This is a genomic window from Streptomyces sp. SGAir0957, from assembly GCF_043523415.1.
Window position 1 is genome coordinate 13,607 of record NZ_CP027292.1, and the last position, 23,576, is coordinate 37,182.

Consider the following 23,576-nt stretch of genomic DNA (forward strand, 5'->3'; position numbering starts at 1 on the left):
GAACAGCGGTTTCCAGCACCGGCTCTTCTTCTTCGAAAGCGTATCCGTCGGGGTAGTCGGGGGCCTGGAACAGGTTCTGCCACTGCGGCCGGGGAGCTGCCGCTCGCTGGCGGCCCACGGTCTCAACGCGCCGACGCTGTACTGCCTCACGCATGCACACACCTCACTGATCCAGGAACACATCGTCACCGCAGGGAACATCACGCGATGCCTTACACAGCAGCCTCAGCAGCTCGCCCCGGCACGATACCGAACTGACTTTCCATTCTGTGGCGCTGACGCACTACCCGGCCGTCCGTAATTCAGGCCGCCCGCGGGCTCTTTCACCTGACAGGCCGGGAATCGAGGGCCGGTCAGCTGCCCCTGTCGAAGCTTCCTGCGGGCTTGGGGCCGCTGTGGACCTTCTTGATCCTTGCCGCATCGTTGGTGAAGAATGCGTGAAGTCCGGCCTCGCCGTCTCCACCCCGTGGCGGCGGGGCCGGGCTCACCGACGCATCGCTCAGGAAACGGTGCGGGCAGCTCGGTAGGCACGGTGAAGTCGCTGGCCTACGCAGCAGCGATCAGGGAAGACCCGGTTACATTCCTCGCAGTTTCCCACGTGGTTGATGTAGGCCCGGTATCGGTCCTCGACCGACTCCTGCGACCTCGCCGGCCCGCTCACCGCCAGGCGCCTGGTACGAACTTTTCTCCCATTCCCGAAGCCTAGGGGTCGCCAGGTGGACGGGCACGTAGAACAGGCCCGCATCTGCCAGCTCTCCACACGGGATCGGCGGCGCTGGCATCGAGGCTCAGCGCTCGCCACCTGGTAAAGACAGGGCTCCCTTGGGGGGCTTGGGGCTCTAGCCTGCCAGTCGCAGTTTCGGTGACGCCGCCGGCAGCGGCACGTCCTCGCCCCCGTCGGGATCGGGGTCGAACATTGTGCCCGCCCTCGGATCCATGCGCCGCGGCGGCCGAACCCCCGATTCGTACAGCAGAGGCCAGATGTACGTCTCCGGGTCGTTCAGATGGTTCAGCATGTGCGCCGCCGACTCATAGCCGGCCAGCAGCGGATGGATAAGTAGCGTGCCGCGCTTGGAACGGCCTTCCAGGATCCCGATGTCCCGCAGCTGGCCGATGGCCCGGGAAACGGCCGCCTGGCTGATTCCCAGACGCTTTGCTAGGTCTGCCTGCGTGATCTGCACCAACCCGCCAGGGGCCTGGCGCGCCTGCAGCACGTCCAGGACGTCGCGGGCCGTGCCCGTCAGCTTCGCGTTCGGGAGGTCCTCCCAGATCGCGGGATTGTGGACGAGAGGTACGCCGGTGGAGGTCATCGGTTCCTCATCTCGGAGTCCTTGAGCGGAGGCGTGATCTGGCGCTCGGCAAGAACCTTCTTCAGCCTGATCGACAGTGCCCGGTGCTTTTCACTTCCCCACCTGTAAGCGTAGAGCGGGTTGAGCTGGTAGCGCTTCTGCCGGGCCTTCCAGGCGAAGTTGTGCTGGTCCAGCAGCTTGATGGCCCGGCTGATCTTCGAGTGGTGGCAGCCGAAGTACCTGCCGAGCTCCTGCTGTGAGGCGGTGACAATTCCGTCCTCGTCGTGCGCGGCGGTGAAGTGGTCCAGCAGGTGCCGGGCCATCGGCGTCAGCTCGAAGCGCCACAGGTTCTGATGCACCTCGTCGGAGATCGCCAGATGCGTCCCTCCGGGAAACGCATACGGCTTCGCCGGAGGTTTCGAGTGGAACGTGCCGCCGTTCCGCCCGATCTTCTCCAGCGCCTTCAGCAGTGCAGGCGACTGATCCTGCACAACCTTATGGGACGGGTCGGGAACAGGAGACAGCCGCACCGTCCTGCGCACGGCCGGGTCGACGGCATTCCGTCTCACTTGGGGCACTGACCTGCTCCTTCGCCGATCTTCAGATGCCGCTCAATATATCTAACGAGGTATCTAATTCGCGGAGTTGTGCACGCCACGGCGCGTTGCCCTTGCCGAGGGGCACTTGTGCGTGCAGCTGCACAAGCTCCGATGATCGACGCGCCCGGCATTGTGCACGCCATACTGCACAAAACTTTTGTATCTCTGCAGGTCACAGCGGTGGCGCCTTCTTAAAGACCTCCGCCGATTGCTCAGCTGCTTGCGTGCACCACTTCACGGGTGAGCCCTGCGGGTACCTCCGCCTCCGCTCCGGCCCCTCGGGGTGCCCCGCACTGTGACTGCTCCTGTGCTGGCCGTCAACGGCTGAGGACGCAGCAATGGGAAGGGGGGCTGGCGTGGGAGGTGGTACAGACGACACACGCGCACCGCCGTCGTCTGCGCTGGGCACGCTGTGGCGGGCTTTCGCGGGCTGATGCCGTATCAGGCTCGGCCGAATGGAGAGTCTTGTTGACGAGTGTCCTGTTTGCTCTCAGCCAGCGCCCCGTTTCCGTAACTGTGCCCCTGTCCACCTGACACCAGCACACCTTCTGCGGTGAGATCAGGAGCGCTTCGGCTCGCGGCTTGCTTGCAGCGTCGACCTGGCTACGCTGCGTCTGGCTTTGTCGACGTCAACAGCAGTTGTCGACACCTTCGGGAGGCACTCACCCCCGCCTGGATCTCGATGTCGACGAGAACGGGAGGCACCCGCCGGCACTCCACAACGGCGGGACGCGGGCAGCGCCTCCCGAACCGCCGATGACGAGAAGCGCTGCTCCTCGTCATCGACAGAGCCACTGCGTCAGGCTGCGAAACCGATGTTCATGACGTACTCGTAGGCGCCGTACTCGGATCCGAGGTCGGCGGTGATGTCGTCGAACCAGGCCGTGTCCATGGCCTCGTCATCGTCGGCGGCCCAGGCCTCGACCATCCGGTCCCAGTGCCGCACGTTGAGGGTGCGGAAGGAGACGTCACGCTGCTGAGGGCGGGAGACCTGCGACTGGTTCAGGGGATGGAATTCCACCCGCGTGCCACGACCGCCGCGGTTCAGGCGCTGCAGCAGGTGGCGGGCTACGTTCCGCCGGCGCACCCGCCGGTAGGCGGCGTCCAGCTGGGCCAGGCTCTTCGCCGACGGTGTGGCTTTCCCCTCGGCCCAGCGCCGCAGCGTGCGGTCGGTGACCGTGAGCCCCGCCGCACGCGCGGCCGCCGTCGCCCGCTCGCTGCGGGTCAGGTAGTGCAGGCGGGCAAGCATGCCGCGGCGCTGGGTCACCGGGGTGGCGATGAAGTCGACAAGCCCATCGAGCTGGCGGGCGGCGGCTTCATACCCCTTGACGCCTTGAGCGCCGAACTTTCCGAACTCGAGGTTGCGGTCAGGCATGAGCTAGCTCCGTCTCGTGGTTGATGGTCGCGAGCTGGTCCAGGCGCGCGGTGAGCAGCTGCTCGGCAACGCGCTGTTCGGCTGTCTGGGCGGCCTGCTCGGCATCAGCCTTGGGTGCGAGCGGGAACCGAGCGCGGTGCGCTGCGTAGGCGGTATCTCCGGCCTCAACTGCCGCTGACGTCCGGCTCAGCCGCGCCACGGCGGTACGCCTGCGCTCAGCACGAACCCGGCGCGCTACCTGCTCCTCAGCCTGCGCAAACGCGGCAGGGTCGTCCTCGCCTCCTGCGGTGCGGGAGGCAGCACGGACGAGCAGGGCTCGAGTGTCGGCGATGCACTGGGTGATCAGCCCGGCCAGCTCGCCGGGGTCGGTGGCGTTGGTGCGCGCGGCGACGGCCAGGTCGACGGCGTCGCGCAGTAGACGCGCGGTGCTCTCCCGGCTCACGCAGGTGGTGCAGTGCCCGGCCGACTCAGGTGCCCCGCAGGCCTGGCAGGGCTGCGCCTGCCGGTGGGCTTGGGCGGCTTGGGCCGCCGCGTCCTCCTGGTCCTGGCGGGCGAGGCGGGCGGCGTGCGCGTCCGCGGCCTGCTGCCGCTCTGCCGCGAGCTGGTCACGCCTGCGCTCCAGGGCCTGCGCGTGGGTGACGGTCTGTTCGCGCAGCCGCTCCTCGAGGATGCCGCGGCGCTCGCCGGGTGTGAGGTGGGGCAGCTGCCGGTCGATCTGCGCGGCGACCGATAGGCGGCGGGCGCGGCGTAGGTCGATGACGTTGCCGCAGGTCTCGCAGTCGCTGCGGGTGTCCAGCCGCATGCCGTCATCGCAGCGTGGGTCGGTGCAGGCCTGGCGCTGTACCAGGCCGCGCTGGGTTAGCCACGGGAACGGCTGCCGGATCAGGGCCTCGCCACCGGTCTCGCGCAGGCGGTCAGTCAGCCGGTCGGCGAGCAGCCTCGGCGCACCGTCAGCCTGCGCCAGCAGGCCCTTCAGCCGGTCCAACTCCGCTCGCGCGGCGGCCTCGACCTGCTGCTGCTGCCAGCCCGACAGCCGCGTCCACAGCCAGGAAGCCGGACCCAGTACCACCTGCAGATCAAGATCACCGGGCAGGGCCTGCCGCTGCTGCGGGGCCTTCGCCCACCCACCGGCCGTCAGCCTGCCACTGGTGCGCGAGCCGGTCTGGCTCGTAGCGGTTCCCAGCCCCACCACCTCAACGACCGGGGACTGCTTGGGCTTTTCCCCGCGCAGCGGGCCGTCCGGCACCACAGGCAGCTCGCTGGCGTCAACGGGGGCGTGATTCTCGCGCCTGCGCGTGTCAGACCGCATCTGGCCTGAGCTCTCGACAGCTTCGCCGGAAAAACCACAATCAAGCTGCACAGGAACGACGGGAGTAACCACACCAGCGTGGACTGCGTGGAGCTCTGCACCAGCAGGACGCGCCGGATTCTCGGGCTTTTCAGTCTCCGCGGTACCGCCGACCCCAGACGCCCCAAGGGCACCCGCAGTCCCAGCCGGACCCTGTTCGCCGCCTGCACCAACAGGACGCGCCGAAAACACCGTGTCGCCCCCCTGAACAGCCTGCACAGGAGCCGGAACACGGCGGCCGTACGCACGCGCCACCGGCACGACCTGGACCCGCCCCTTCCCATCCATCCCCGTCACGCTCGCCCTGCCCACCGACGCCACGACACCGGCCTCCTCCAAGCGGGCCAGCACCTTGCGGGCGCCCGACGGCGAGCACCCCAGCCACCGGGACAACGTCACCGCCGCCCGCCCCTCGCGCCGCTCACTCCTCTTCAACGGGCCGCGGCACAGCTGCAGCCACCCCGAAGCCGAGGTATTCAGCACCAACAGCAGCAGCGCGAGCCGGTCGGTCGCCGCGCCCCGGCCGGTGCGGCCGGCCAGTAGTCCAGGCGGCGTCGGCTCCTTGTCCTTCGGCGCCCAGCCGTGCCCGAACAGCGCCTCGCACAGATGCAACAGCACCGCGAGCTCCGCCTTGTCCAACGCCATCGGATGCCTCGTGCCGCTCTGGGCACGGGCCCGCCACAACGGCATCACCAGGCACTTCAGCCCAGTCGGCCGCCCCAGCCCACCGCTCCGGACTTCCTGCGTGTGCAGGCCGTCGGACGCACGCAACGGCGCTAGCACCTCACGGTGGACCGTGGACTCTCCCACTCCCATCCACCGGCCCAACTCAGCAGCCCAGATCGACGCCACGCTGTCATCGCTGTGGCCCTGCGGCGCCCGCGACTTCGCGAACAACACCACCGCCCCCAGCTTCGCGACGTCCTTCTGCCCGGAGACCGACGGATCCGCCAGCAGCGCATGGACCGCGTTGCGCAGCCGCAGCCGCATCGCGCGACCGAGCCGCAGCGGATCACCCGGACCACCGTCTCCCGCCTGACCACACGAGGGCACCGGCCCCAACGGCGTCCTCTTCTGGCCGAAGCGAGGCCCCGCAACCACGTAGGCAGCCCTCTCCAGCCGCGCAGCCGTACTCATCGGCCCACCCGCGCACCCGACGCGGCGAAGAACCCGCCGACCACACCATCGTTGCCCAGAGCATGGGATCCAAAAAGAACCCCGCAGCCCGCCGCGCACAGAAGAACGCCCGCCGGACCAGCAGAAAACAGAAGGGAACCCGCTCGACAACCGCCGCCAGCCGCACTGCACGCGGACGCAGTCTCTACGACCTGAACCCTCCCGGCGCCTACTACGAAGACTGGCACCGGCCGAACGGCACCAACGAGGAGGCGATGGACAAGATCAACGCCGCCTTCGGACCGGACTCCCAAGAAGCCACCGCGATGCGCCTCATGCTGGAGTACCGCACCTTCTACGGCCCGCAGGTTCCCCTGGCAGCCGCCGGTCACCTGGACGTAATCGTCCGCGACACCGACCTCGCAGCCGAACTCGCCGCATCGATGGGCTCCTCCACGGACAACGTCCGCGAATCGCTGCACTCCCTGCACGCCCAGGGCCTGCTCCTCGTCGCCGACGACGAGTCCCTCTGGATGACCATCCCCCCCGGCACACCCTTCTCCGCACCCGGCAACCAGTGGTCCTTCGTGGAACAGAAGGTGGCCGCGCCCACCAACTGAGCGCCTCAAGTCTCCGGAAGAACCGAGCTCACAGCACCGAGCGTGAACGGTCGGCAGGGGCCACTTCCCGGCCGATCTGTCCACGGCGCCCGCATACGAGCGTGCAGGGCAATCACAAGCCAGGGAGGCGGGCACGGCACGCGACAAATGATCACTGGCCCTCACCCCCCCCCAAAGGAAGCGCGAGGTCCAAAACGTGACCGCGGGAACGGAAGATTCTCTTCCTTCGGCGGCGGGGAGGCGTCCCGGACGTGGCCGCGACGGGTGATCAAGCGTCCTCATACCTAGTCCAAGTACGAGCAGAGCCCGATTTTGGACACGGAGGGCCCAACTTTTTTCAGATCGGCCCTCAGGGCCGGGCACCAGCGCGGCCGACGCAGAGCGGCGGCGCGGGTTACGCGGGTGGCACACGGAGTGATCTCCCCTGATCGGGGAGTCGCGACCAGCAAATGCAACCACGTCAGATAGCGCACATAACAGGCCTGCATGCGGACGTGCGCTGGAGTTTCCGCGCAGCATCCGTATCCTGTGGGTAGGTGACCACGCGGGCCCCTTCCCAAGGGCTCACGGGCATCACCCGGCAGACGAGGTCACCTCGCTGCTCACGACTCGAAGGTGCGTTTCAGGTTCGCGAAGAGTCGTAATTGCAAGGTGGAAGGCCGCTCCTGTTCCCGCAGGGGCGGCCTTTCTCTATGGCGCGCGAGGGCTAGTGTCAGCCACTGTCACTCTCCTTGCTGTTCGGTGCTGGTGAGCGCTTCTGGATAGCGCTCGGACCAGCCGCGCAGAAGCTTCAGGTAGGCCTTGCGCCGGTCGCCTCGGGGCTCGGATTTGCCGCTTTCCCAGGTGTGCACGGCCAGCCAGCGAACGCCGAGCGCCTCGCCGACCTGCACTTGCGTCAACCCGGACGCCTTGCGGAGGCGTGCTCGGACGGCTGGGGACGGCAGATCCTTCTCGCCAGCGAGCAGCCGGTCAACGGCATTAAACATGTCTGTCATGCGGCTGCTCTCCTCCTCCTCATCCAGTTCGTCAGAGCACAGACCATAGGTTGCACCTTAGGTGTACCGGTCTGAAGATCCAAGCCGAACTGGCGACCGCGTCTGCGTTCCTGATTCGTGTCACGACTTAGGTGGTTGTACGGGGGAGACTGGCCAGATCGCAGACTCGTCGCGCGTCAGTGTCCCCGACAGCTCGACGCGGTCTCCTGGGATTACGCGAACCGTCACTTCGATCGGCTTCTTGGTGCGGGCTGAAGTGCCGACGATTACGGACTCCAGCACGAAGATCGACGGCGAGATCTCCAGCAGCTTCGCTTCGTCGGGCTCAGGGGGACGGATGCGAGCGGTCTCATCCCACTCGATTGGGCCGTGACCGGCTTCCTCGAGTCGATCCAGGTAGCCACCAGGGCCGGGCGAGGCATCGGCGACGCGCGGGGCGTCCTCCACCGCGGCCGGACTGATCCAGGTGTCGACGAGTTGGAATGGAGGCTCGCCGACCGGACTGGTCACCCGACGTCGACGCAGAACGGAAGCACCGGCCTCAAGGTCGAAGTGATCCGTCACCTCGACTGGGGCGGGCAGTACTTTCCTGAAAGGGCGGCCATGCGCCTCCCATGGCTCGTCTGGGCGCGCCGCAGCGGGAAAGACGTACCCCCGCTCGGGATCACGAGTGACCAGCACGCCGCGTGTCAGACGGCGTCGAGGGGGAGAGCTGAGAACGACCGATCCCTTGCGACGGATCGACCTGATCAGCCCCTCGCGCTCCAAGGCCTTGTAGGCGGCACGAACCGTCTCGTGATGTACACCCAGCTCCGCTGCGTAGGGCTTGATCTGCGGCAATGTCGTCTCGGGCGCGAACTCTCCCCTCTGAATCCTGCCGCGTACATCGTCGGCGATCTGCCTCCACTTCGGCACGCGTGGCTCGCTCATCCGGCCGGTCTCCTCTGATTGATCGACATCACCCCCAAACACTAGGTGAGACCTAGGTTTTAGCCCGCATCGGCAGCCCCTGTCCATAGGGGGCGCAAATAGACCTAGGGTTATTGACGGCAGGGGGTGCGGCGTGATCTCATTCCAATCGAGGCGAACAGACCTAGGTCTAAACGGATTCTTCGTCTCGTGTGGCCACACTAGGTGCCCTTCGTGAAGGACCCACCGCGCTCCGTGAAACTGCGGGCTAGCGCGGGCGAAGGAGGACTCGCGGCGTTGAGAACTCCATACCGGACTACTTCGAATCCCATGACAACCACCCCAAGTGCCGCTTTTCTGGCGGCCACTACGGGGACCGGTCAGTCCTCTGGCTATTCGAGGGCATGCTCGTCGGGGCCTCTCGCGGAGGTCGGCGACGAGCACAGGCAACTGCGACAAGCCGAAGGCCCTGCCTGTGTCGAAAGCACACGCACGCACTTTGCCCAACGACGCAAGAACTGAACGTCGCTGAGGCTCATCACAGGTGATAAGGGCAAATATCGCAGCCCTCCTGGTTCAACACCGGGAACGGGCGATCACGGCCGTAAGCCGTACACGTAGCCCCGCGCTGCCCAGGCGCTCATCGCACAGCCCTCGGGCTGCTCGATGAGCGGTGGAGAGCGCCGGTGGAGACACCCGCTCAAATTCGCCGTGCAGGCGAAGAACCGAGACGAGGTCGGCCCGGGGATTACGGCCCTGGACCGACCTCTCACATCACCAAGACCACCACGGAGGTCTCAATGTCTGTGCTTGCCAGCATGGCACACCCCATCCCCCGCCCGGCCCCGCTGCCCAGCCGACCGAAGCCGCTGTCCAGCGTCGACGACCGGGCGATCCTTGCAGGCCTGGAGCGCGTGATCGACGCACAGATCGGTCCGCGCGGTGTCGGCGCCATCTACCGCAATGTCGACGGCGTTTTCGAGGTCGTCGCGGTCGTCCGGGACCACGGGATGGCCAAGGCACTGCTCAGGCGCCGGTGCGCGCAGTGGGCGCTGCTCGTGAAGAACATCCTGCAGGTCAACGCCGAGCCGTTCGCGGTGGGCAGCGCTTGGACGAAGAGCGACTGCCTGGAGCGCGAAGCCCTGGCGGAGGTGCGGTGATGGGGTGGCGTGACCGCGCGGCCTGCCGCGAGGAGGACCCGGACCTGTTCTTCCCGGTCGGCACCGGCATCGAGGCGCTGCTGCAGGCCGATGAGGCCAAGGCGGTCTGTCGACAGCGTTGCCCGGTCAGTCAGCAGTGCCTGCTGTGGGCGCTGGAGTCCGGCCAGGAGCACGGCGTGTGGGGCGGAACCGGTGAGCAGGACCGCCTCAACCTCCGACGCCGCGCGGCCCGCAAGGCGAAGGCAGCCTGACCGTCCGCCACGGTCCCTCTTCCGCCAATAACGGCGGAAGGCGGGCCGTGGCCGACCGTCCGGCCGGCCACAAAGCGACAGCCCCGGAGGGTCAGAGCTCCGGGGCTGTCCGTCAACGGACCTACGGAGGATCCCTTGACCACGACGATCATGGCACGCCCTGCGAGCAGCGGAACAGATGCTGAGCTGCGCATCCGAAGGCAGCACATGGTGCGCCCCAAGACCCGACTCCCCATCAAGCGCGGGCTCCGGCGGCCCCTTCTGCAGACAGGGCGCGTCATCTCCAACGAGCAGTGCCCACTGTGCCTTCGCTTCAACTGCGACCCCGCCGCGTGCCCGAACCCGGGCATCGCCCCACTGCCTGCACCGGCCGAGGCCAGTGGCGGTATGCAGTGCGACACGTGCGGTGGTGTTTTCGCGGCCGTCCCCGGACAGCCCGGCACCGTCACCGCCTGGACGTGCGCTGCGTGCCTGAACACCGGTCGGTGACGCACCAGCTCATACACGCGGCCCGGGCAGCACAGCACCGTGCAGCCCGGGCCGCGTCCAGCATCGGCGCCGCCCACCCTCACACCCGCCTGCTGCTCGCGGTCGCCTCCCTTACGGCGGCCGCGGCCTGGGAGATCGGTCATCACGTCACTGACCTCCACACACCAAACCCCCAACTCAGGCCGCTCACTCTCCCCCGGAGGGGAGGTGCCCTTTCCCGCTGAGACGGCACTTCCCCCTGAGTGCTGGTCCGGTCTCAGCCTCCTCCACCCCGCACAGCACGAGAGGTACTCACTGATGACAACCCCCCTGGAAGCACAGCCCCCGGCCCCCGAGAGGTCCCGCCGGACGCTCACCAAGGGACAGATGAAAGTCCTCATTGGCGCTGCCGTGCCGATGGTCGGTATCGGCGGCATCGGTGCCTGGGGCACCGCGACCAACATGATGGCGAACTTCCCCGAAACGGGAACGGCCTTCGGTGTCGTCGCCGCCGGTGAAGGCGTGACCTTCGTCCTGTCCCTCGTCTACGTCGGTCTGATCCTGCTGGGCCAGGCCGCACCCACCGCGGTGCGCGTCGGCCTGTGGGTCCTGCCCGCGGTGGCCGCGACCGTCGGAGCGGTCGTCGCCAAGAACACCACCGACTCCGTCGTCTACGCCGTCACCCCGATGGCGATGTGCATGTCCGCCGAGGGTCTGGGCCTCCTCGCCCGCCGGATCGTCGTCTACGCGACGGGCGAGGACAAGGAGGCCGAGCGACGCAACGCCGCGACGATTCAGAAGCTGCAGTACCAGTGGCACGTCTCCCAGAACCACCCCGACGAGGAGCGGCGCAAGAAGGCCGAACTCAAGGCGTGGGGGCTCCTGGAAAAGGTCGGCGCGGGCGACGTGACGCTCGGCACGGGCCTCGTGACGGTGCAGCGTCAGCGTATGACGCAGGGCGCCGACGCAGCGCTCGCCATGATGGTTGGCGCGCCCACCGTGACGCCCCCGGACGCCGTCACGGGCACCGCGCCCGCGCTCGCCGAGTCCGTCACACCCGCCTTGCCCGCCAGCGGGAACGAGCGTGACGGAGCGGAGGAGTCCGTCACGCCCGCCACGCCTCTTGTCGAGACCGTCACGGGCCCGAAACACGACGAGACCGGCAGCGTCACGCAGGTCAACGACGGGGGCGACGCGACGGACGCAGATGCCGATCTCGTACGTCACACACAGCGGCTCTACGTCAAGGTCGCTGAGATCGCCGTAAAAACGGGCGTCGAGACCCCTGTGCCCGGCGAGCAGCTGACCGACGAGCAGATCAAGGTCGTGCTGCGGGCCCTGCGCAGCCTGGAGCACCCGCCGCCGTCGTACCGGCAGGCCGGGATGGTGTTCCGGCAGGCCGGGTTCAAGGGCGCCGAGGACAAGACGCGTCCCATCTGGAGGCTCCTGCAGACCGAGGCCGAAGCCGAGGCCGAGCAGGGCGACCAGGCGGCCCTCTGAGGCGTCCGGCACCACCAGTGGAGTCCAGCCCGCCGCCGCGTTCTGCGGGGCTGGGCTCTGCTGCGACTGCCGGAACAAAAGCAGTCGAATCACCCCGCGCAGACCCGGCGAGTGAACAGGTGAGCAGACCGGCGAGCAGCCTCTGGCTGCAGACCCGCGAGCCGACCCCGCAGAGCAGACCCGGCGCGCACGGGAGACCCCGCAATCGCTGTCGACGACGAGAGGTTGGAGCCCTTTCCGTGGGCGGATCCAAGTACTGGAACGGCGAGATCAAGAGGGCCGATGCGCGGTCGCCGAAGGAGGGCGCGACCAGGCGCCTGGACCGGCTGCGCAGCGAGCTGCAAAGGCTCGACCCGGCTGTGGCGAACCGGGCCTGGCACGAGGTCCGCAGCGCCTTGCAGCAGATCACCGACCGCTACTCGCGGTGATCGTTCACCCGTGAATTCACCCCGCCGGTGAGTGAACTTGACACGGCCCTACGCGCGCACGTACGCGCACGAGGCCCTGCGTTCACTCCCGGCGGTCACCACCCGTGAAGGGAAAGCCATGGAACTTCTGATGGTCGCGGTCGCCTTGGCGTGGGCCGCGGGCGCTCAGAGCGAGCAGGCGAAGCTCAATGTGGGCCCCGCCGAGCGTGCCGCTCTGCGCGAGAAGGCACGGCACGAGAGGGCCGTGCAGAAGATCGCCGAAAGGCACAACGTGGCGCCGGCAGACGTCGATCTGCCCGCCACGTTCAAGAGCGGCTACCGCTCCCCCGTCGGCCGCATCAGCGACCTCATCCGCCGCCGCAAGGCAGCCTCCTCGGACGACGCCGGGCGACGCGCGGTCGAGGGGTACCGCGAGCGCGAGGTACAGGCAGGCCGGCCGGACCCGGCACCCCTGGTCGCCCCCGACCCCCACCACGTGGTGGTGGCGAGGCCGCCCGCGAGCATCCCGCCGCCCCCGGCCTACCCGCCGACCGTCGGAGCCCCCGCCAAGCCCTCCACGGGCCCCGAGGGCTCCCCCACGACAAAGGACGCAGGAAGTGATCCATCAGCCCCTGGAAAGCCTGCAGACGGCACTGCAGGCGCCATCCCGGCGCCGCGAAGCAATGCGGGGGCGGCCAAGCCGACCCCAGCCGGGCCGCCCGATGCTGCGACGGCTCCCGTGACGGCGGGCAAGCCCGTCACGGGCGGACCCGCTCCCGCTACGCCCCCCGTCACGGGCGGTGCGACGGCCGGTGCGACGGCCGCTGCGCCCGGTGCGACGCCCGCAGCCGCTGGTGCGACGACCTCACCCCCCGACGGGACGGGACGCGCGGCGGCAGAAGTGACCTACACGTCCGTCGCAGAGGAGAGCGACGAGCTCAACCTCATGTGCGACGACGACCTCGCCGTCTACACGAAGGTCCAGGGCGTCTGCGAGCGCGAGGCCTCCAAAGCAGACGATCTCGTCGTGCAAATCCGCGACGCCGGATTCGGCGAGCGGATCGTCGCATGGATGGTCAGCTGCAAGGAGAAGTACGCCACGCTCTCCGCGCAGCTGAAGGAGCTGCGCGGCCTGACGATGGCGCAGAGCGAAGGCGTGTGGAAGGCCAAGGGGCTCCTGCTGGCGGGACAGGGCGTCTACGCCTCCATCGCCAAGGACATGGAGTCCGTCGCCACCCGCGACTCGTACATCTCCGACCGGGTCGACACCGACGACTTGGCCGCGCACCACGAAAACTTCGAGACCAGGAGCGCCGCCTCGTGAGCTTCAAGGACAACGCGAAGACCGCCATCACCTACGTGGGCATCCTGGCCAAGTGCGGCGCCTACGGCGTACGCGCCCGCAGGATCTCCGCCCAGGTAGGCAAGCTACGCGCCCGCCATGAGGAACGTGCCGACTCGGCCCGCTACCTCTCCGACGCGATGGGCGTGCTCGACGTCGACCAGCCGACCACCCAGGCCTACATGGAGGTCGCCCGCCTCTCCTACGCCTGCGGCGGCGCGGTCGCCTCGATCCTGTCGACCGCGGACGAACTGTCCGCCTCCGCGCAGGGCATGGAGAACGACACCCGCGCCCTGCACGGACGGATGGCCGACGCCAACCGCACGCACAACGTGCAGATGGCCCAGCCGGCCTTCATCGAGCGCAACTAGGCAACTACTGCACCACAGCAACCGCGAAAGGGCGGGGCCGCGCGATGGCCCCGCCCTTCCTCACACCCGGACACTGGAGCGCACCGGATGACGGCCACGACCGTACCGAGGAAAGACACCCCCGAGAGCGAGAACACCGAAGAGCTCACCTTCCTGCAGGCCAAGGTGGCGCAGATCAACAACCCCGGCCTCTACCTCGGAACCGGACTCGGCGCCGCATCCGGCCTGCTGTCCGGCGACCCGCTGCTGTACACCACCGCTGGCGCGTCGGCGGCCGCGCTCGGGTGGGCTGCCCTCGGCCTTCGGCCCGGCCCCTGGCGCCTTCTGCCCGGTCAGGGCGAGCCCTGGGAGTGGATGTGCCGCTCTAGCCGCCGCGGCTACCGCCGCACCATCCGCCGTATGCGCCGCCGCCTGGAGAGCGACCACGAGTTCGCCCCGGTCGTCGGCCGCGACAACCTCCTCGTCCCCACGGCCGCCATCGGCCACGGCTGGTACGAGCACGACCAGCGGCCCCGCCTCGTCCGCAGCGCAACCGCAGATGCCCGCCGCGCCCGCTGCACCCTGCTGCGGGCCGTCTGGGACAAGGTCCTGCCCAACTGGGAGACCGGCTGGTGGCGCGTGTACAGCCCGACCGAGATGGCCCTGCGCGCGGGCCCCCTCGCCGCCATCCCCGCAACCGGCCTCGCCACCATGCCCTGGTGGGCCCACACCGCCGTCGCCTCCCTCAGCGCCAGCTGGGGCACCTGGGTATGGGACCGCCCCGATCCCGCCGCCGCGAGCAGCGCGCAGCTGCACGACATCGACTGGTACCTGGCCCGCTGGGACGAGTGGATCGCCGCCGAGCGCGGCGAACTCCCCTTCTCCACCCTGCGCGACGTCCGCATCGACGGCGACACCCTCACCGCGATCGTCCTGTCCACAACCGCCAAGAGCGCGCTCGCTGTCGGCCAGGACGCGGTCTCCATCGCCTTCGAAGTCCCTCCGCGCAATGTGAACCTCTACCGGCCCGACGACCTTCCGGCCAACCGCGCCAAACTCACGGTGCGGCTGCGCGCCCTGACCGAAGCCGAGCTGGACATGGACAACCTCCCTGCCGTCTGGAAGGAGTTCAGCCCCTGGGCCGGAGCCGAGCTCTACGACGTGGAGCACACCGACAACGGCCGCAAGTTCAAGCTGCTGATGCCGCGCCGTGGCTCCTCCGTCGCCGACGTCCAGCCCCGCGCCATCGCCCAGGCCCTCGACCTGCCCGGTGAAGACGCCGTCTCCCGGCTGCACCTGCGGATGCTCGACGCCCGCCGCATCGAGGTCAACGAAATGACCCGCAACCCACTCCAGGAAGGAGTCGAACTCGACCTCGACGCCCTGGTCATGGACGAGTACGGCTACGTGATCGTCGGCCGGGACGTGTTCGGCGAGCCCACCAAGTGGCGCCTGCTCAAGTTCGACCCCACCCGCCGCGGGCTGTCCGGTGCGCCCTCCGCCTCAGCGGTGCACAGCTTCGGCTCCGGCATCACCGGCGCCGGAAAGACCAGCCTCGAGGAAGACCTGCAGCTCGCCCAGCGCATCAACGGATTCGTCTCCTGGCTCGCCGACGGCAAGGGAGGCGCCGGATACGCGCCCTGGTTCGGCGACCTCGACTGGCTCGTGAAGTCCTCGTACGGCGCCATGCTCATGGCACAGAACTCCAACAACGTCAGCGACTACCGCTTCAGCGAGCAGCAGAAGCTGCAATGGCTCGACTCCGAGGGCTTCATCGAGAACGGCCGCAGCTTCTTCGTCCCCGGAGAGCCGTTCAGCCCCGTCGCCATCACCTACGACGAGTTCAACGAGATGGTCCTGAAGAACCCGCAGGCCGCCCACGTGAAGCCGCTGCTGCGCGGCGTGTCCTCCACCGGCCGCCTCTCCCGCGCCGCCGGCATGTCCGCCCGCATCTGGGTCCAGATCCCCAACCTCGACTCGATCGGCCAGGACAGCAACGCCAACGCGATCCGCGACATGCTCCAGTCCGGCAACATCGCCCTGTTCCGCACCGCGCGCTCCGACGTCGACATCATGAGCCTCGGCTCGCGCACCCCCGAGTTCCGACTGGAACCCATCCCGGAGCGGTTCCCCGACGGCTCGGACACGGCCGGCACCTTCTACGCCGCCGACGGATCCGCGCAGTACACGCAGTCCCGCGCAATGTTCCACACCAACCCCGCCCGCCTCTCACGCGCCTACGACCGGCCCAGCCTCACCCAGGCCGAGGCCGACGCGGCCGCCGACGCCAGCCCCGCCGGTGTCGCCTACCTCGCCCGCGAGGACTACCGCCACATGAATGCAGGAGATGAGGAGGAGTACCTGCGCGACCTCATCGAGAAAGAGAAAGAGGCCCGCAGGAAGAACCGCACCACCGTGGACACCGCGACCGCCCCGACCACGCCCACCGCACCAGTGAGCCCGGCCACCGACGAGGACGAACAGGACGAGGACGACGAGCTCGACAACCTCGTCCCCCCGTCCCGCTCCCAACTCGTCTGGCACGCCGTCGAAAGCGGCGCCCGCCGCAACAGCCAGATCGCCCACAAAACCGAGCTGAAGCCGACCAACGTCGCCGGCGCCACCAAGTCCCTCGCCCGCCGCGGCAAGTTGACGCAGCTCGGCCGCGACTGGCACACCCTCGAACCGCTCGACGAGCACGAGCCCGCAAACGCCTGACCCGCCACCACACCCCTTGGAGAACCCGTCATGACCATCACCACCACCGCCATCTTCCTGATCATCGCCGGCGGACTCGGCATTTGGATGTGGAAGGACTCCGGCTTCAAGAAGAAGGAGTTCATCGCCGTGTCCCTGTTCTGGATCGCCTTCGCCGCGACCCCGTGGGGCGCCGACCTGATGGACATGGTCCAGGGCCTGCTCGGCACCGGCGCCGAGACCGCCTCACAGACCGTGAACACCGTCTCCGGCCGCTGACCAACCCCGTAACTCAGCGCTGTTCGAGGGCCGCCCCGGCACACGGGGCGGCCCTCCCACATGCCCGCTCACCCGCGACGGAGCCCGCCCATGGACCACCTCACCGACACCGAAGTCACCGCACGCTTCGCCGAGCAGGTCACCCAGGCCCGCCCCGGCGTCCGCCCCGACATCGCCGAGCTGCTCGCCCAGCACCGACCGACCTCCTACCGCGACAACTCCCCCACCACGCCCACCGGAGCCCAGCCCGTGCCGCAGCACGACCCCTCGATCTGGGGGCACGCCCCGAAATGGGCCCTCGGCACCGCCATCGCCGCACCCGCAACCGGAGCCGGAGCCGTCGGCATCGGTTACGGCGCAAGCCTGATCTTCGACAGCATCACCACCGAGGGAGTTGTCATGGTCGGCGTCATCGTGGGCGGAGCCGTCGCCTTCATCGGCTCCCTGGCCGTCCTCGCCAAGCGCCTCGGCAAAGCCATGAGCGAAGCCCCGCCCCATGTCGAGACCCACCTCCACGGCCAGATCCACATACAGCAGACCTCCACACACATCACCGCGAGCGGCCTCGCCCGACAGCGCAACAAGATCGAGCAATGAGTAGCCGCCGCGCGCGTCGCACGACCAGACACGGTAAGCCGGAGACTGGCGGGTTACTGACGGGCCGATGCCGGATCCCGCGCCGGAATACGCCCTCCCGCACCAGATCCCAGGCCACATCCGCGCGCAGGGCCCTCCGCTTCCCCGATGCCGGCATCTGAACTGACGGGTCCCTGTCCCGTCCGTGCACCTGCACGGACGGGACAGGGGGCCGGACCAGCCGCCCTCGTCGGCGGCCCCGCTACCCGCACCGCCCCAACCGGCTGCGCGGCGCATGGAGCAGTTGATGCCGCGCTTGAAGAAGACGCGCCGACGCCACGGCGGACACCATGGCCGCTGACCTGCACCAACAAAAAAGCATCCTCGGAAGATGCCAATCTCTAGAAATGCATCCTCTAGGGATGCATTATTGAGGCGGGGGTTACCCGGTCCCCGCCCTTGCCACCCCTTCAAGGAGAAGCCTTGACCAGCGAACAGATCCACGTCATGAACACCACCGACGCCATCGAGCTGGACCTGTCGGTCTCCAACGGCGCGGTCAACGTCACCGTCGACCCCACGGCCGTCTACGGCCGAGTCCGCGTACACACCGTCGCCACCGAAGGCCCCGTCGCCGACGCGGTGAACAGCACGAAGTTCACTGAGCACGGCAACAAGCTCACCGTCGCCGTCCCCGACGACATCACTGGCGGGAACAGCGGCAGCAGCGTCGTGCAGTTCGGCGGCTCCAGCTTCAGCTTCGGCGGCGGCGTCGTGAATACCGGCACCATGACCGGCGTGACCATCAGGGACGGCGACGTCTGGGTCGGCGGCCAGCGCGTCGTGGCAGACGGCCAGGTCGTGGCGCAGCAGGGCGCCAAGGTTGGCGGCGCGACCGGCACGATCACCTGCGACATCATCCTGCCCGCGGGTTCCTCGCTGACCGTCAACACGAAGAACGCGGAGACGACCGTTCGTGGCGACCTGGAGACCATCCGCTTCGACGCCCGCAACGGCTCGCTCCAGGCGGGCGGCGTCAAGGTGCTCGAGGCGGAGACCCACAACGGCTCCGTCCTGGTCGACAGCGTCGACACCGAGCTGGAGGCCAGCACGCACAACGGCTCCATCACCATTGGCGCCTACAACGGCCGTCGCGGTTCCGCCCGTACGCACAACGGTGACGTGACGATCAACGCCACCCCGGCATCCTCCGGCCGCCTCGCCGCCCGCACCCACAACGGCAACATCCGAGTGCGCGGCACCGGTCACCTGGACCTGAAGACCTCTACCCACAACGGCCGCGTCTGGTGAACTCGCCCCGGGGCGGCCGCCATCCCGGCCAAGGTTCGCCGACCGCCCCGGGCCTCCGACCCGCTCCAGAAAGGAACAGGGGGCAGAAACAGTGTCCCCCAACTCCCCTATGGAGCCAGCCCCATGCCCCCACGCCCCGACGACCAGGCCCGCGCTGAACTGCGCGCCCAGGTCGCCCAGGCCAGCCAGCGCCGCGAGCAAGAACGCGAGCGCATCGAGACCGAGTTCTGGCAGGAGATCGACCGCCTCCAAAGCCGCTACCACGGCGCGCAGCAGGACATCGCCAGCGTCCTCGACGTCAAGCGCAACCAAATCTTGAGGCAGACCAAGCGCTACCGGGCGAGCCACGAGGCCAGTACTACCGACTGACCCCCCCGACCGGCCCAGGGCAACCCTGGGCCGGAACACTCCACTGCAAAGGAACCTCATGCGCTCCTCTCCCAGCACCCTCCGCACCCTCAGCCTCCACCTGCTCGACAGCACGGCCGCTCTCGGTGGACTCGCCGCCGGCGCAGGAGTCGGCCACTGGACTCACCGCCGTACCAGCGACGACCACAGCCCCGCCAGCCGCCTCGCCAGTGGCGCCGCCATCGGCCTGGCCACCGCCGTCATCACGGACGCTCTCCTCAAGGCCGCCCGGGCACAGCGACGCCACGACCGTCGCGGCACGACCCCCTGCTCGGCCGACACCGCCATGCCCAAGCACATCGCCCGCTCAGCCAGCTCACATGCCGCATCATCGGCCGTCTTCCACTGGGCGCTGGGCGGGCGCCAAGACCAAAACCCACTCAGCAAGCCCGAACTCTGGCACGGTCACGAGGACGGCACCGCCACCTTCTACCTGGCTCCCGGCCAATACCTGCGCTTCCAGCCCGACCACTACAGCGTCGGCATTAAACGAGCGGTCGACTGGGAGCAGCAGTACACGCTGGAAACCGGGCAGGGCAGCACCGTCGTGAACGGACCGGCCCACCTGCTCGAACTCCTTTCCTCCCGCGCCGACACCTCAACCGCCCAGGAGCGCACGGGAGACATCACAGCATGAGCGACCACGTCGTCCTGACCACCAGCCACGGCAGCGACTTCTTCGGCGTCGACACCTACAGCACCCAAGCGTTACGCGACCTCGCCACCCACCTGCCCTGGGCCTTGAACGCCGAGGAACACCGCCCGCTCACCGACCTCCTGGAGCACGCCGGGAGCAGTGAGCAGATCATCGAGCCCGCCCAGGCCGCGCACCTCGCCACCCTGCTGCGCCGCGCCGCCACCAGCAGGCGCCTGCAGCCGAAGTACCGCGAGACTGCCGCCCGTCTGCATCGCGCGGCGGCCACGTCCGCTGCGTCGCGCGAGCCCTGGGTATGGTCGCTCACCAGCGTCGCGCACGGCGGGACTCCTCGATGAGCATCGACAACCGCCTGGAGGCAGCGACCACCACGGTTCTCGCGGAGATCGCTCGCACGGACGGCAAAGCCGGTGTGCTCCTCACCGCCTTCAGTTTGCCCCTGGCAGCCCTCGTCGCCGCCATCCCCGGCCGTGACCTCCCCCCGGCCTCGGGCGTCCTGGTCGGCCTAGGCACCATCGGACTGGTTGCCGCGATGCTGACGGTGCTACTGGTTGTCCGCCCCCACCTGGGCAACGCCCACCGCGGCAGCTTCCTCTACTGGGCGCAGTGCAACCCCGAGAGCCTGCTCGACGACCTGCAGCAGCCGACCGATCAGGCAGGCCACGTCATCCGTCTCTCCCAGATCGCCAAGCGCAAGTATCTCGGTTTGCGCCTGGCTGGCGACATCACCGCTGCGTCCCTGCTCGTCCTGGCCGCCGCCCTGCTGTCAGCGCTCCGGTAATCCCCCATCCCCCGGCTGAGCTGCGTTCGTCCACCTCCGGCCCGGTTGCCGTGACAAGTCACGGCAACCGGGCCTCTTTGCGTTCATGGGGCTTGGTCTGTATTCCGTCGGAATACGACAGGTGCTTGCGGGAGGGGAGCCAACACGGGGAGATATTCCGACGGAATACAGACCAGGACGCAGAGCCCAGGTGCGATGTCGCTATGGTCGTGCATCTAACAGCCTCATGCCACAGGAGCGTTCGATGGCCGGTGCGTCCGGACCCACCATGACTTTTGGGAAGCGCAAGAAAAGGGCGATCTGGGATGACCCGGACGCAACGGAAGTCATCAGCATCCCACTTGAGCAACTACACCCCAACCCGTTCAACCCTCGCATCGTCTACCGCGATGAAGACATTGAGAGCATGGCGGAGTCCATGAAGGCAGAGGGCGGCCTCCTGCAGGATCTGTCGGTCGCTGAAGTCGGCCCGTTCCTTGAGTACTGGCGCGAGCGGCTAGCAACACGAGGCGAGACCGAACGGGCGCAGCGCCTAGAGGAAGCGCTCGGCAGTGCACCCGTGGAGGACTATGTCCTCCTGATTGGTCACAACCGGCGCGCTGCCCTTGAGCGCGCAGGGATCGCCGAGGCGACAGCAAAGGTCACAAACTCCAAGATCCCGCGGGCCCGGCTTCTGGGGCTGCCGGAGAACATGCAGCGCGTGCCGCTCAACGCCATTGAAGAAGCAACTGGATACCAGGAAGCCCTTTCCGACGGGCTCACACAATCTGAAGTTGCACAGCAGACGGGCTGCAGGCAGCCACACATCTCTCGCCGCGTGAAGCTCCTGAAGCTCCCTCACGAGGTACAGAAGGCAGTCATGGATGGCCTGCCCGTTAGCGAGGCGGAGGTGCTGCTCGACCGTCTGGATTCCACGGAGCTTCGGCGTGAAGCATGGAACATCATGCAGGCGCATGGACTCAAGGCGGCCGTCGCTTGCGCTCGAGCTCTCCAGCCGTCGGACGGTGCTCCAGGCAGTCCGCAGGGGGCAAGCAGCAATGCGGAGGGGACCAGCAAGCCCGAAGGCGAGTCCTTGGCAGAGGAGCCCAAAAAGATCGGGAAGGCCACGGCGCCCGTACCTTCACAGAAGCGTCCAAAGGATGAACCTGCTGAGCTACGAGCTGCCGCTAGCAGCTCGAGCGAGCCGGAAACGCAGTCTGACCCCGGACAGGAGGCCAGCCTTCGTCGACGCGCAGCGTGCAAGTCGCTTGTCCAGGCCGGGGTGCCGAGCAACCCCCGCGAGACGCTCCGCCTGGTCGCTCCTGCGCTAGTGATGTCTCCGGACCAGGAAGCCCGACGGACAGCGCACGCGTGGCTGACCGGAGTCCAGCCACCAGTTGGTCCGCAAGCAGCGTCCCCTGAGGAGTACTTCGCCCTCGTTGCCAAGTGGGCCGACTCAAAGCTGAGCGCGCACGTAGCCTTTGCGCTGGCCCTGGCAGTCTCAGAACTCCGAGCCACCTCACTGCAGTGGGATGACCTTGACCGGGAGTACCTGAGCTACCTGACCCAGGCGGCGAGCTATGAGCCTTCCGACTGGGAGCGGACCCGGCTCACTGAGGCTGCGCCTAAGTAGCTGTCGGCACCCAGGCGCCCCAGTATTCCGTCGGAATAGACCAGAGCCTCTCCTACAGGAGCCCACATGGCAGCACCATCCGCCGCACAGACCACGCGGATGCTGGCCTTCAGCGTCATCGCCGGAGGAGCCGGCAAGACCCAGGACGTCATCAACCTCGGAGTCGAACTCGCCAACCGAGGTTGGAAGGTCGGCGTAGCCGACATGGATCCACAGCGCACTGCATCGCACATCCTTGGCTACCAAGACCCTCCCGAGGGCCAGGCCACGATCTTTGACGTCCTCACTGGCGATGCTGTCCTGACCGAAGCAATCGTTCCGGCGCGCTACCGCATCCAGGCAGGAGAGGACGACGAGTGCTTCAAGACCATCCCAAACCTTGAGTTGGTTTTGGGTACTCCTGAGATGTCCAACGCCGAAGTCACCCTCGGGCTGGACGCCGGGGGAGTGCTCTGGCTACAGAACGTGCTGGACGAGCAACTGCCGGAAGGCCGGCTAGACGTCCTTCTTTTCGACTGTGGCCCCACCCTCGGGATCTTGCTCCTCTCCATCGCGATGGTCGGTCCTGAGATCGTCGGCTGCGTCTCGGACGAGTTCAAGTACGTCATCGGTCTACAGGACCTCGAAGAGACTCTGGAGCGAGGGAACCGCAAGTTTCGACGCTTCGGCTTCAAAGCAGAGGTCGATCACATCCTCGCTACGAACATCCCGTTGAAGGACGACGGGTCCGTAGACCGAGGCAAGGGCGCGGTTACGGACGACGTGATCCGCACCATCCGCGGCCACGAGGAATGGGGACCGAAGCTACTTCCGATCATCCGCCGAAGCATCCGCTTCAAAGATGTGATCGTCCGTCAGCGGCCCCTTCGGTTTCTTGCGCCCGCCAACAAGTCACTGCCCGACATCGCCGCGGTCGCAGATGCACTAGGGTTCCCCCGGCTCAACTCCACCCGGAGGAAGTACTGACACGGTATTCCGACGGAATACCGTGTCAGCCCCGCACGACAACGAAGCCGTCTTCCGTGAAGAACGGACCGTCGGGCGGGTCCGGCCTCCGACTACCGAGCCGCCCCAGCCCCTGAGGACTGCCGAGTTATCCGACGAGCAGGCTGAGGGACTGTGGCGATGGTAGGGGAGTGATGCCGAAGTCTCGCTCCCGTTGCAGCGACAGCGCCCGCCGAGCCCCAGCCCACCGGCCCAGCTCGACTCGGCGATCTGAGATCACGCTGCCCGCTATCCACCTGCACGGGAGCCGGAGCTGAGCGCCCCGGCGAGGAGACCCTCGAGCGGGCGACGTAGGAACGAGGAGATAGGGCCGGCGTATGACCACCAGCCACGTGGCCAGCGGACAACAGAACTCATGACCTCTATTTGGACCCCAAATAGAGGTGTCGGCGTTGGCCGAGGGCTTGCCCGCTGGGCCTGACCTGCGCAGATGCGTCAACTTGGGAATCGGACTGAACAACCAATAGTCCAACCGAAGGGCCAACTATGGAAACCACGGTTGCGCCAACGGAAGGGACAACCC

23 protein-coding genes are annotated in these 23,576 nt (G+C 67.9%); 17 read left to right on the forward strand and 6 right to left on the reverse strand.

Annotation, left to right across the window (positions count from 1 at the left end):
- Positions 1-839 precede the first annotated feature (839 nt).
- The 4 genes from C1N81_RS04195 to C1N81_RS04210 all read right to left on the reverse strand — a co-directional run bounded on the left by C1N81_RS04195 (position 840) and on the right by C1N81_RS04210 (position 5,601).
- Positions 840-1,310, reverse strand: a complete 471-nt coding sequence (locus tag C1N81_RS04195; RefSeq protein WP_394426899.1) for a helix-turn-helix transcriptional regulator — start codon at positions 1,308-1,310, stop codon at positions 840-842.
- Entirely contained in the window at positions 1,307-1,867 is a 561-nt protein-coding gene (locus tag C1N81_RS04200) for a hypothetical protein (RefSeq protein ID WP_394426901.1), read from the reverse strand. Before C1N81_RS04200 ends, C1N81_RS04195 begins: the two co-directional genes overlap by 4 nt.
- A gap of 820 nt (positions 1,868-2,687) precedes the next feature.
- The gene (locus C1N81_RS04205; protein ID WP_394426903.1) at positions 2,688-3,263 is read right to left on the reverse strand and encodes a transcriptional regulator; all 576 of its coding nucleotides are present in this window, start codon (positions 3,261-3,263) and stop codon (positions 2,688-2,690) included.
- Positions 3,256-5,601: a hypothetical protein gene (locus C1N81_RS04210; protein ID WP_394426904.1), complete on the reverse strand. Its 2,346-nt coding sequence runs from the start codon at positions 5,599-5,601 to the stop codon at positions 3,256-3,258. The genes C1N81_RS04205 and C1N81_RS04210 overlap by 8 nt, the downstream gene beginning before the upstream one ends.
- Positions 5,602-5,810: 209 nt before the next feature.
- On the opposite strand from C1N81_RS04210, the gene C1N81_RS04215 reads away from it, so the two are divergent.
- Positions 5,811-6,347, forward strand: a complete 537-nt coding sequence (locus tag C1N81_RS04215; protein ID WP_394426906.1) for a hypothetical protein — start codon at positions 5,811-5,813, stop codon at positions 6,345-6,347.
- A 722-nt stretch (positions 6,348-7,069) separates the two neighbouring features.
- On the opposite strand, the gene C1N81_RS04220 is transcribed toward C1N81_RS04215, so the two are convergent.
- Positions 7,070-7,342 carry a helix-turn-helix domain-containing protein gene (locus C1N81_RS04220; RefSeq protein WP_394426908.1) on the reverse strand — a complete coding sequence of 91 codons (273 nt, stop codon included), beginning with the start codon at positions 7,340-7,342 and terminating at the stop codon, positions 7,070-7,072.
- Between the two features lie 120 nt (positions 7,343-7,462).
- Positions 7,463-8,272, reverse strand: coding sequence for a GntR family transcriptional regulator (locus C1N81_RS04225; protein WP_394426910.1), 810 nt, complete (start codon positions 8,270-8,272; stop codon positions 7,463-7,465).
- Between the two features lie 797 nt (positions 8,273-9,069).
- Between C1N81_RS04225 and C1N81_RS04230 the strand changes: the two genes are divergently transcribed.
- The 16 genes from C1N81_RS04230 (at position 9,070) to C1N81_RS04305 (ending at position 23,014) form a co-directional block, all read left to right on the forward strand.
- A complete protein-coding gene (locus tag C1N81_RS04230) occupies positions 9,070-9,411 on the forward strand; it encodes a hypothetical protein (RefSeq protein WP_394426912.1) in 342 nt (113 codons plus the stop codon).
- The gene (locus C1N81_RS04235) at positions 9,411-9,662 is read left to right on the forward strand and encodes a WhiB family transcriptional regulator (RefSeq protein WP_394426914.1); all 252 of its coding nucleotides are present in this window, start codon (positions 9,411-9,413) and stop codon (positions 9,660-9,662) included. The genes C1N81_RS04230 and C1N81_RS04235 overlap by 1 nt, the downstream gene beginning before the upstream one ends.
- A gap of 855 nt (positions 9,663-10,517) precedes the next feature.
- A complete protein-coding gene (locus C1N81_RS04240; RefSeq protein WP_394426916.1) occupies positions 10,518-11,630 on the forward strand; it encodes a hypothetical protein in 1,113 nt (370 codons plus the stop codon).
- Between the two features lie 239 nt (positions 11,631-11,869).
- Positions 11,870-12,058, forward strand: coding sequence for a hypothetical protein (locus C1N81_RS04245; protein WP_394426918.1), 189 nt, complete (start codon positions 11,870-11,872; stop codon positions 12,056-12,058).
- Between the two features lie 118 nt (positions 12,059-12,176).
- Complete coding sequence (locus C1N81_RS04250) at positions 12,177-13,361, forward strand: hypothetical protein (RefSeq protein ID WP_394426920.1); 1,185 nt, start codon at positions 12,177-12,179, stop codon at positions 13,359-13,361.
- Positions 13,358-13,750, forward strand: a complete 393-nt coding sequence (locus C1N81_RS04255) for a hypothetical protein (protein ID WP_394426922.1) — start codon at positions 13,358-13,360, stop codon at positions 13,748-13,750. The genes C1N81_RS04250 and C1N81_RS04255 overlap by 4 nt, the downstream gene beginning before the upstream one ends.
- A gap of 87 nt (positions 13,751-13,837) precedes the next feature.
- The gene (locus C1N81_RS04260; RefSeq protein WP_394426923.1) at positions 13,838-16,447 is read left to right on the forward strand and encodes a hypothetical protein; all 2,610 of its coding nucleotides are present in this window, start codon (positions 13,838-13,840) and stop codon (positions 16,445-16,447) included.
- Between the two features lie 30 nt (positions 16,448-16,477).
- The gene (locus tag C1N81_RS04265) at positions 16,478-16,705 is read left to right on the forward strand and encodes a hypothetical protein (protein WP_394426925.1); all 228 of its coding nucleotides are present in this window, start codon (positions 16,478-16,480) and stop codon (positions 16,703-16,705) included.
- A 90-nt stretch (positions 16,706-16,795) separates the two neighbouring features.
- On the forward strand, positions 16,796-17,302 hold the full coding sequence (locus C1N81_RS04270) for a hypothetical protein (protein ID WP_394426927.1): 507 nt from the start codon (positions 16,796-16,798) through the stop codon (positions 17,300-17,302).
- 462 nt (positions 17,303-17,764) lie between these two features.
- Positions 17,765-18,592 (forward strand): DUF4097 family beta strand repeat-containing protein, encoded by an 828-nt coding sequence (locus C1N81_RS04275; RefSeq protein WP_394426929.1) that lies wholly within the window; start codon positions 17,765-17,767, stop codon positions 18,590-18,592.
- Between the two features lie 123 nt (positions 18,593-18,715).
- Positions 18,716-18,961 (forward strand): hypothetical protein, encoded by a 246-nt coding sequence (locus C1N81_RS04280; RefSeq protein WP_394426930.1) that lies wholly within the window; start codon positions 18,716-18,718, stop codon positions 18,959-18,961.
- 58 nt (positions 18,962-19,019) lie between these two features.
- Entirely contained in the window at positions 19,020-19,637 is a 618-nt protein-coding gene (locus C1N81_RS04285) for a hypothetical protein (protein WP_394426932.1), read from the forward strand.
- The gene (locus C1N81_RS04290; protein ID WP_394426934.1) at positions 19,634-19,993 is read left to right on the forward strand and encodes a DUF7739 domain-containing protein; all 360 of its coding nucleotides are present in this window, start codon (positions 19,634-19,636) and stop codon (positions 19,991-19,993) included. Before C1N81_RS04285 ends, C1N81_RS04290 begins: the two co-directional genes overlap by 4 nt.
- Positions 19,990-20,436: a Pycsar system effector family protein gene (locus C1N81_RS04295; RefSeq protein ID WP_394426936.1), complete on the forward strand. Its 447-nt coding sequence runs from the start codon at positions 19,990-19,992 to the stop codon at positions 20,434-20,436. Before C1N81_RS04290 ends, C1N81_RS04295 begins: the two co-directional genes overlap by 4 nt.
- Before the next feature lie 244 nt (positions 20,437-20,680).
- A complete protein-coding gene (locus C1N81_RS04300) occupies positions 20,681-22,048 on the forward strand; it encodes a ParB/RepB/Spo0J family partition protein (protein WP_394426938.1) in 1,368 nt (455 codons plus the stop codon).
- A gap of 66 nt (positions 22,049-22,114) precedes the next feature.
- On the forward strand, positions 22,115-23,014 hold the full coding sequence (locus C1N81_RS04305; RefSeq protein WP_394426940.1) for a ParA family protein: 900 nt from the start codon (positions 22,115-22,117) through the stop codon (positions 23,012-23,014).
- The last annotated feature ends 562 nt before the right edge of the window (positions 23,015-23,576 follow it).

Bases quoted from the DNA above. Each gene is read 5' to 3' on its own strand.
- C1N81_RS04285 (WP_394426932.1), top strand. From the start codon at position 19,020: ATGCGCTCCTCTCCCAGCACCCTCCGCACCCTCAGCCTCCACCTGCTC.
- C1N81_RS04270 (WP_394426927.1), top strand. From the start codon at position 16,796: ATGGACCACCTCACCGACACCGAAGTCACCGCACGCTTCGCCGAGCAG.
- C1N81_RS04265 (WP_394426925.1), top strand. From the start codon at position 16,478: ATGACCATCACCACCACCGCCATCTTCCTGATCATCGCCGGCGGACTC.
- C1N81_RS04205 (WP_394426903.1), bottom strand. From the start codon at position 3,263: ATGCCTGACCGCAACCTCGAGTTCGGAAAGTTCGGCGCTCAAGGCGTC.
- C1N81_RS04195 (WP_394426899.1), bottom strand. From the start codon at position 1,310: ATGACCTCCACCGGCGTACCTCTCGTCCACAATCCCGCGATCTGGGAG.
- C1N81_RS04230 (WP_394426912.1), top strand. From the start codon at position 9,070: ATGGCACACCCCATCCCCCGCCCGGCCCCGCTGCCCAGCCGACCGAAG.
- C1N81_RS04225 (WP_394426910.1), bottom strand. From the start codon at position 8,272: ATGAGCGAGCCACGCGTGCCGAAGTGGAGGCAGATCGCCGACGATGTA.
- C1N81_RS04220 (WP_394426908.1), bottom strand. From the start codon at position 7,342: ATGACAGACATGTTTAATGCCGTTGACCGGCTGCTCGCTGGCGAGAAG.
- C1N81_RS04215 (WP_394426906.1), top strand. From the start codon at position 5,811: ATGGGATCCAAAAAGAACCCCGCAGCCCGCCGCGCACAGAAGAACGCC.
- C1N81_RS04250 (WP_394426920.1), top strand. From the start codon at position 12,177: ATGGAACTTCTGATGGTCGCGGTCGCCTTGGCGTGGGCCGCGGGCGCT.
- C1N81_RS04290 (WP_394426934.1), top strand. From the start codon at position 19,634: ATGAGCGACCACGTCGTCCTGACCACCAGCCACGGCAGCGACTTCTTC.
- C1N81_RS04300 (WP_394426938.1), top strand. From the start codon at position 20,681: ATGGCCGGTGCGTCCGGACCCACCATGACTTTTGGGAAGCGCAAGAAA.
- C1N81_RS04295 (WP_394426936.1), top strand. From the start codon at position 19,990: ATGAGCATCGACAACCGCCTGGAGGCAGCGACCACCACGGTTCTCGCG.
- C1N81_RS04240 (WP_394426916.1), top strand. From the start codon at position 10,518: ATGAAAGTCCTCATTGGCGCTGCCGTGCCGATGGTCGGTATCGGCGGC.
- C1N81_RS04210 (WP_394426904.1), bottom strand. From the start codon at position 5,601: ATGCGGCTGCGGCTGCGCAACGCGGTCCATGCGCTGCTGGCGGATCCG.
- C1N81_RS04235 (WP_394426914.1), top strand. From the start codon at position 9,411: ATGGGGTGGCGTGACCGCGCGGCCTGCCGCGAGGAGGACCCGGACCTG.
- C1N81_RS04260 (WP_394426923.1), top strand. From the start codon at position 13,838: ATGACGGCCACGACCGTACCGAGGAAAGACACCCCCGAGAGCGAGAAC.
- C1N81_RS04280 (WP_394426930.1), top strand. From the start codon at position 18,716: ATGCCCCCACGCCCCGACGACCAGGCCCGCGCTGAACTGCGCGCCCAG.
- C1N81_RS04305 (WP_394426940.1), top strand. From the start codon at position 22,115: ATGGCAGCACCATCCGCCGCACAGACCACGCGGATGCTGGCCTTCAGC.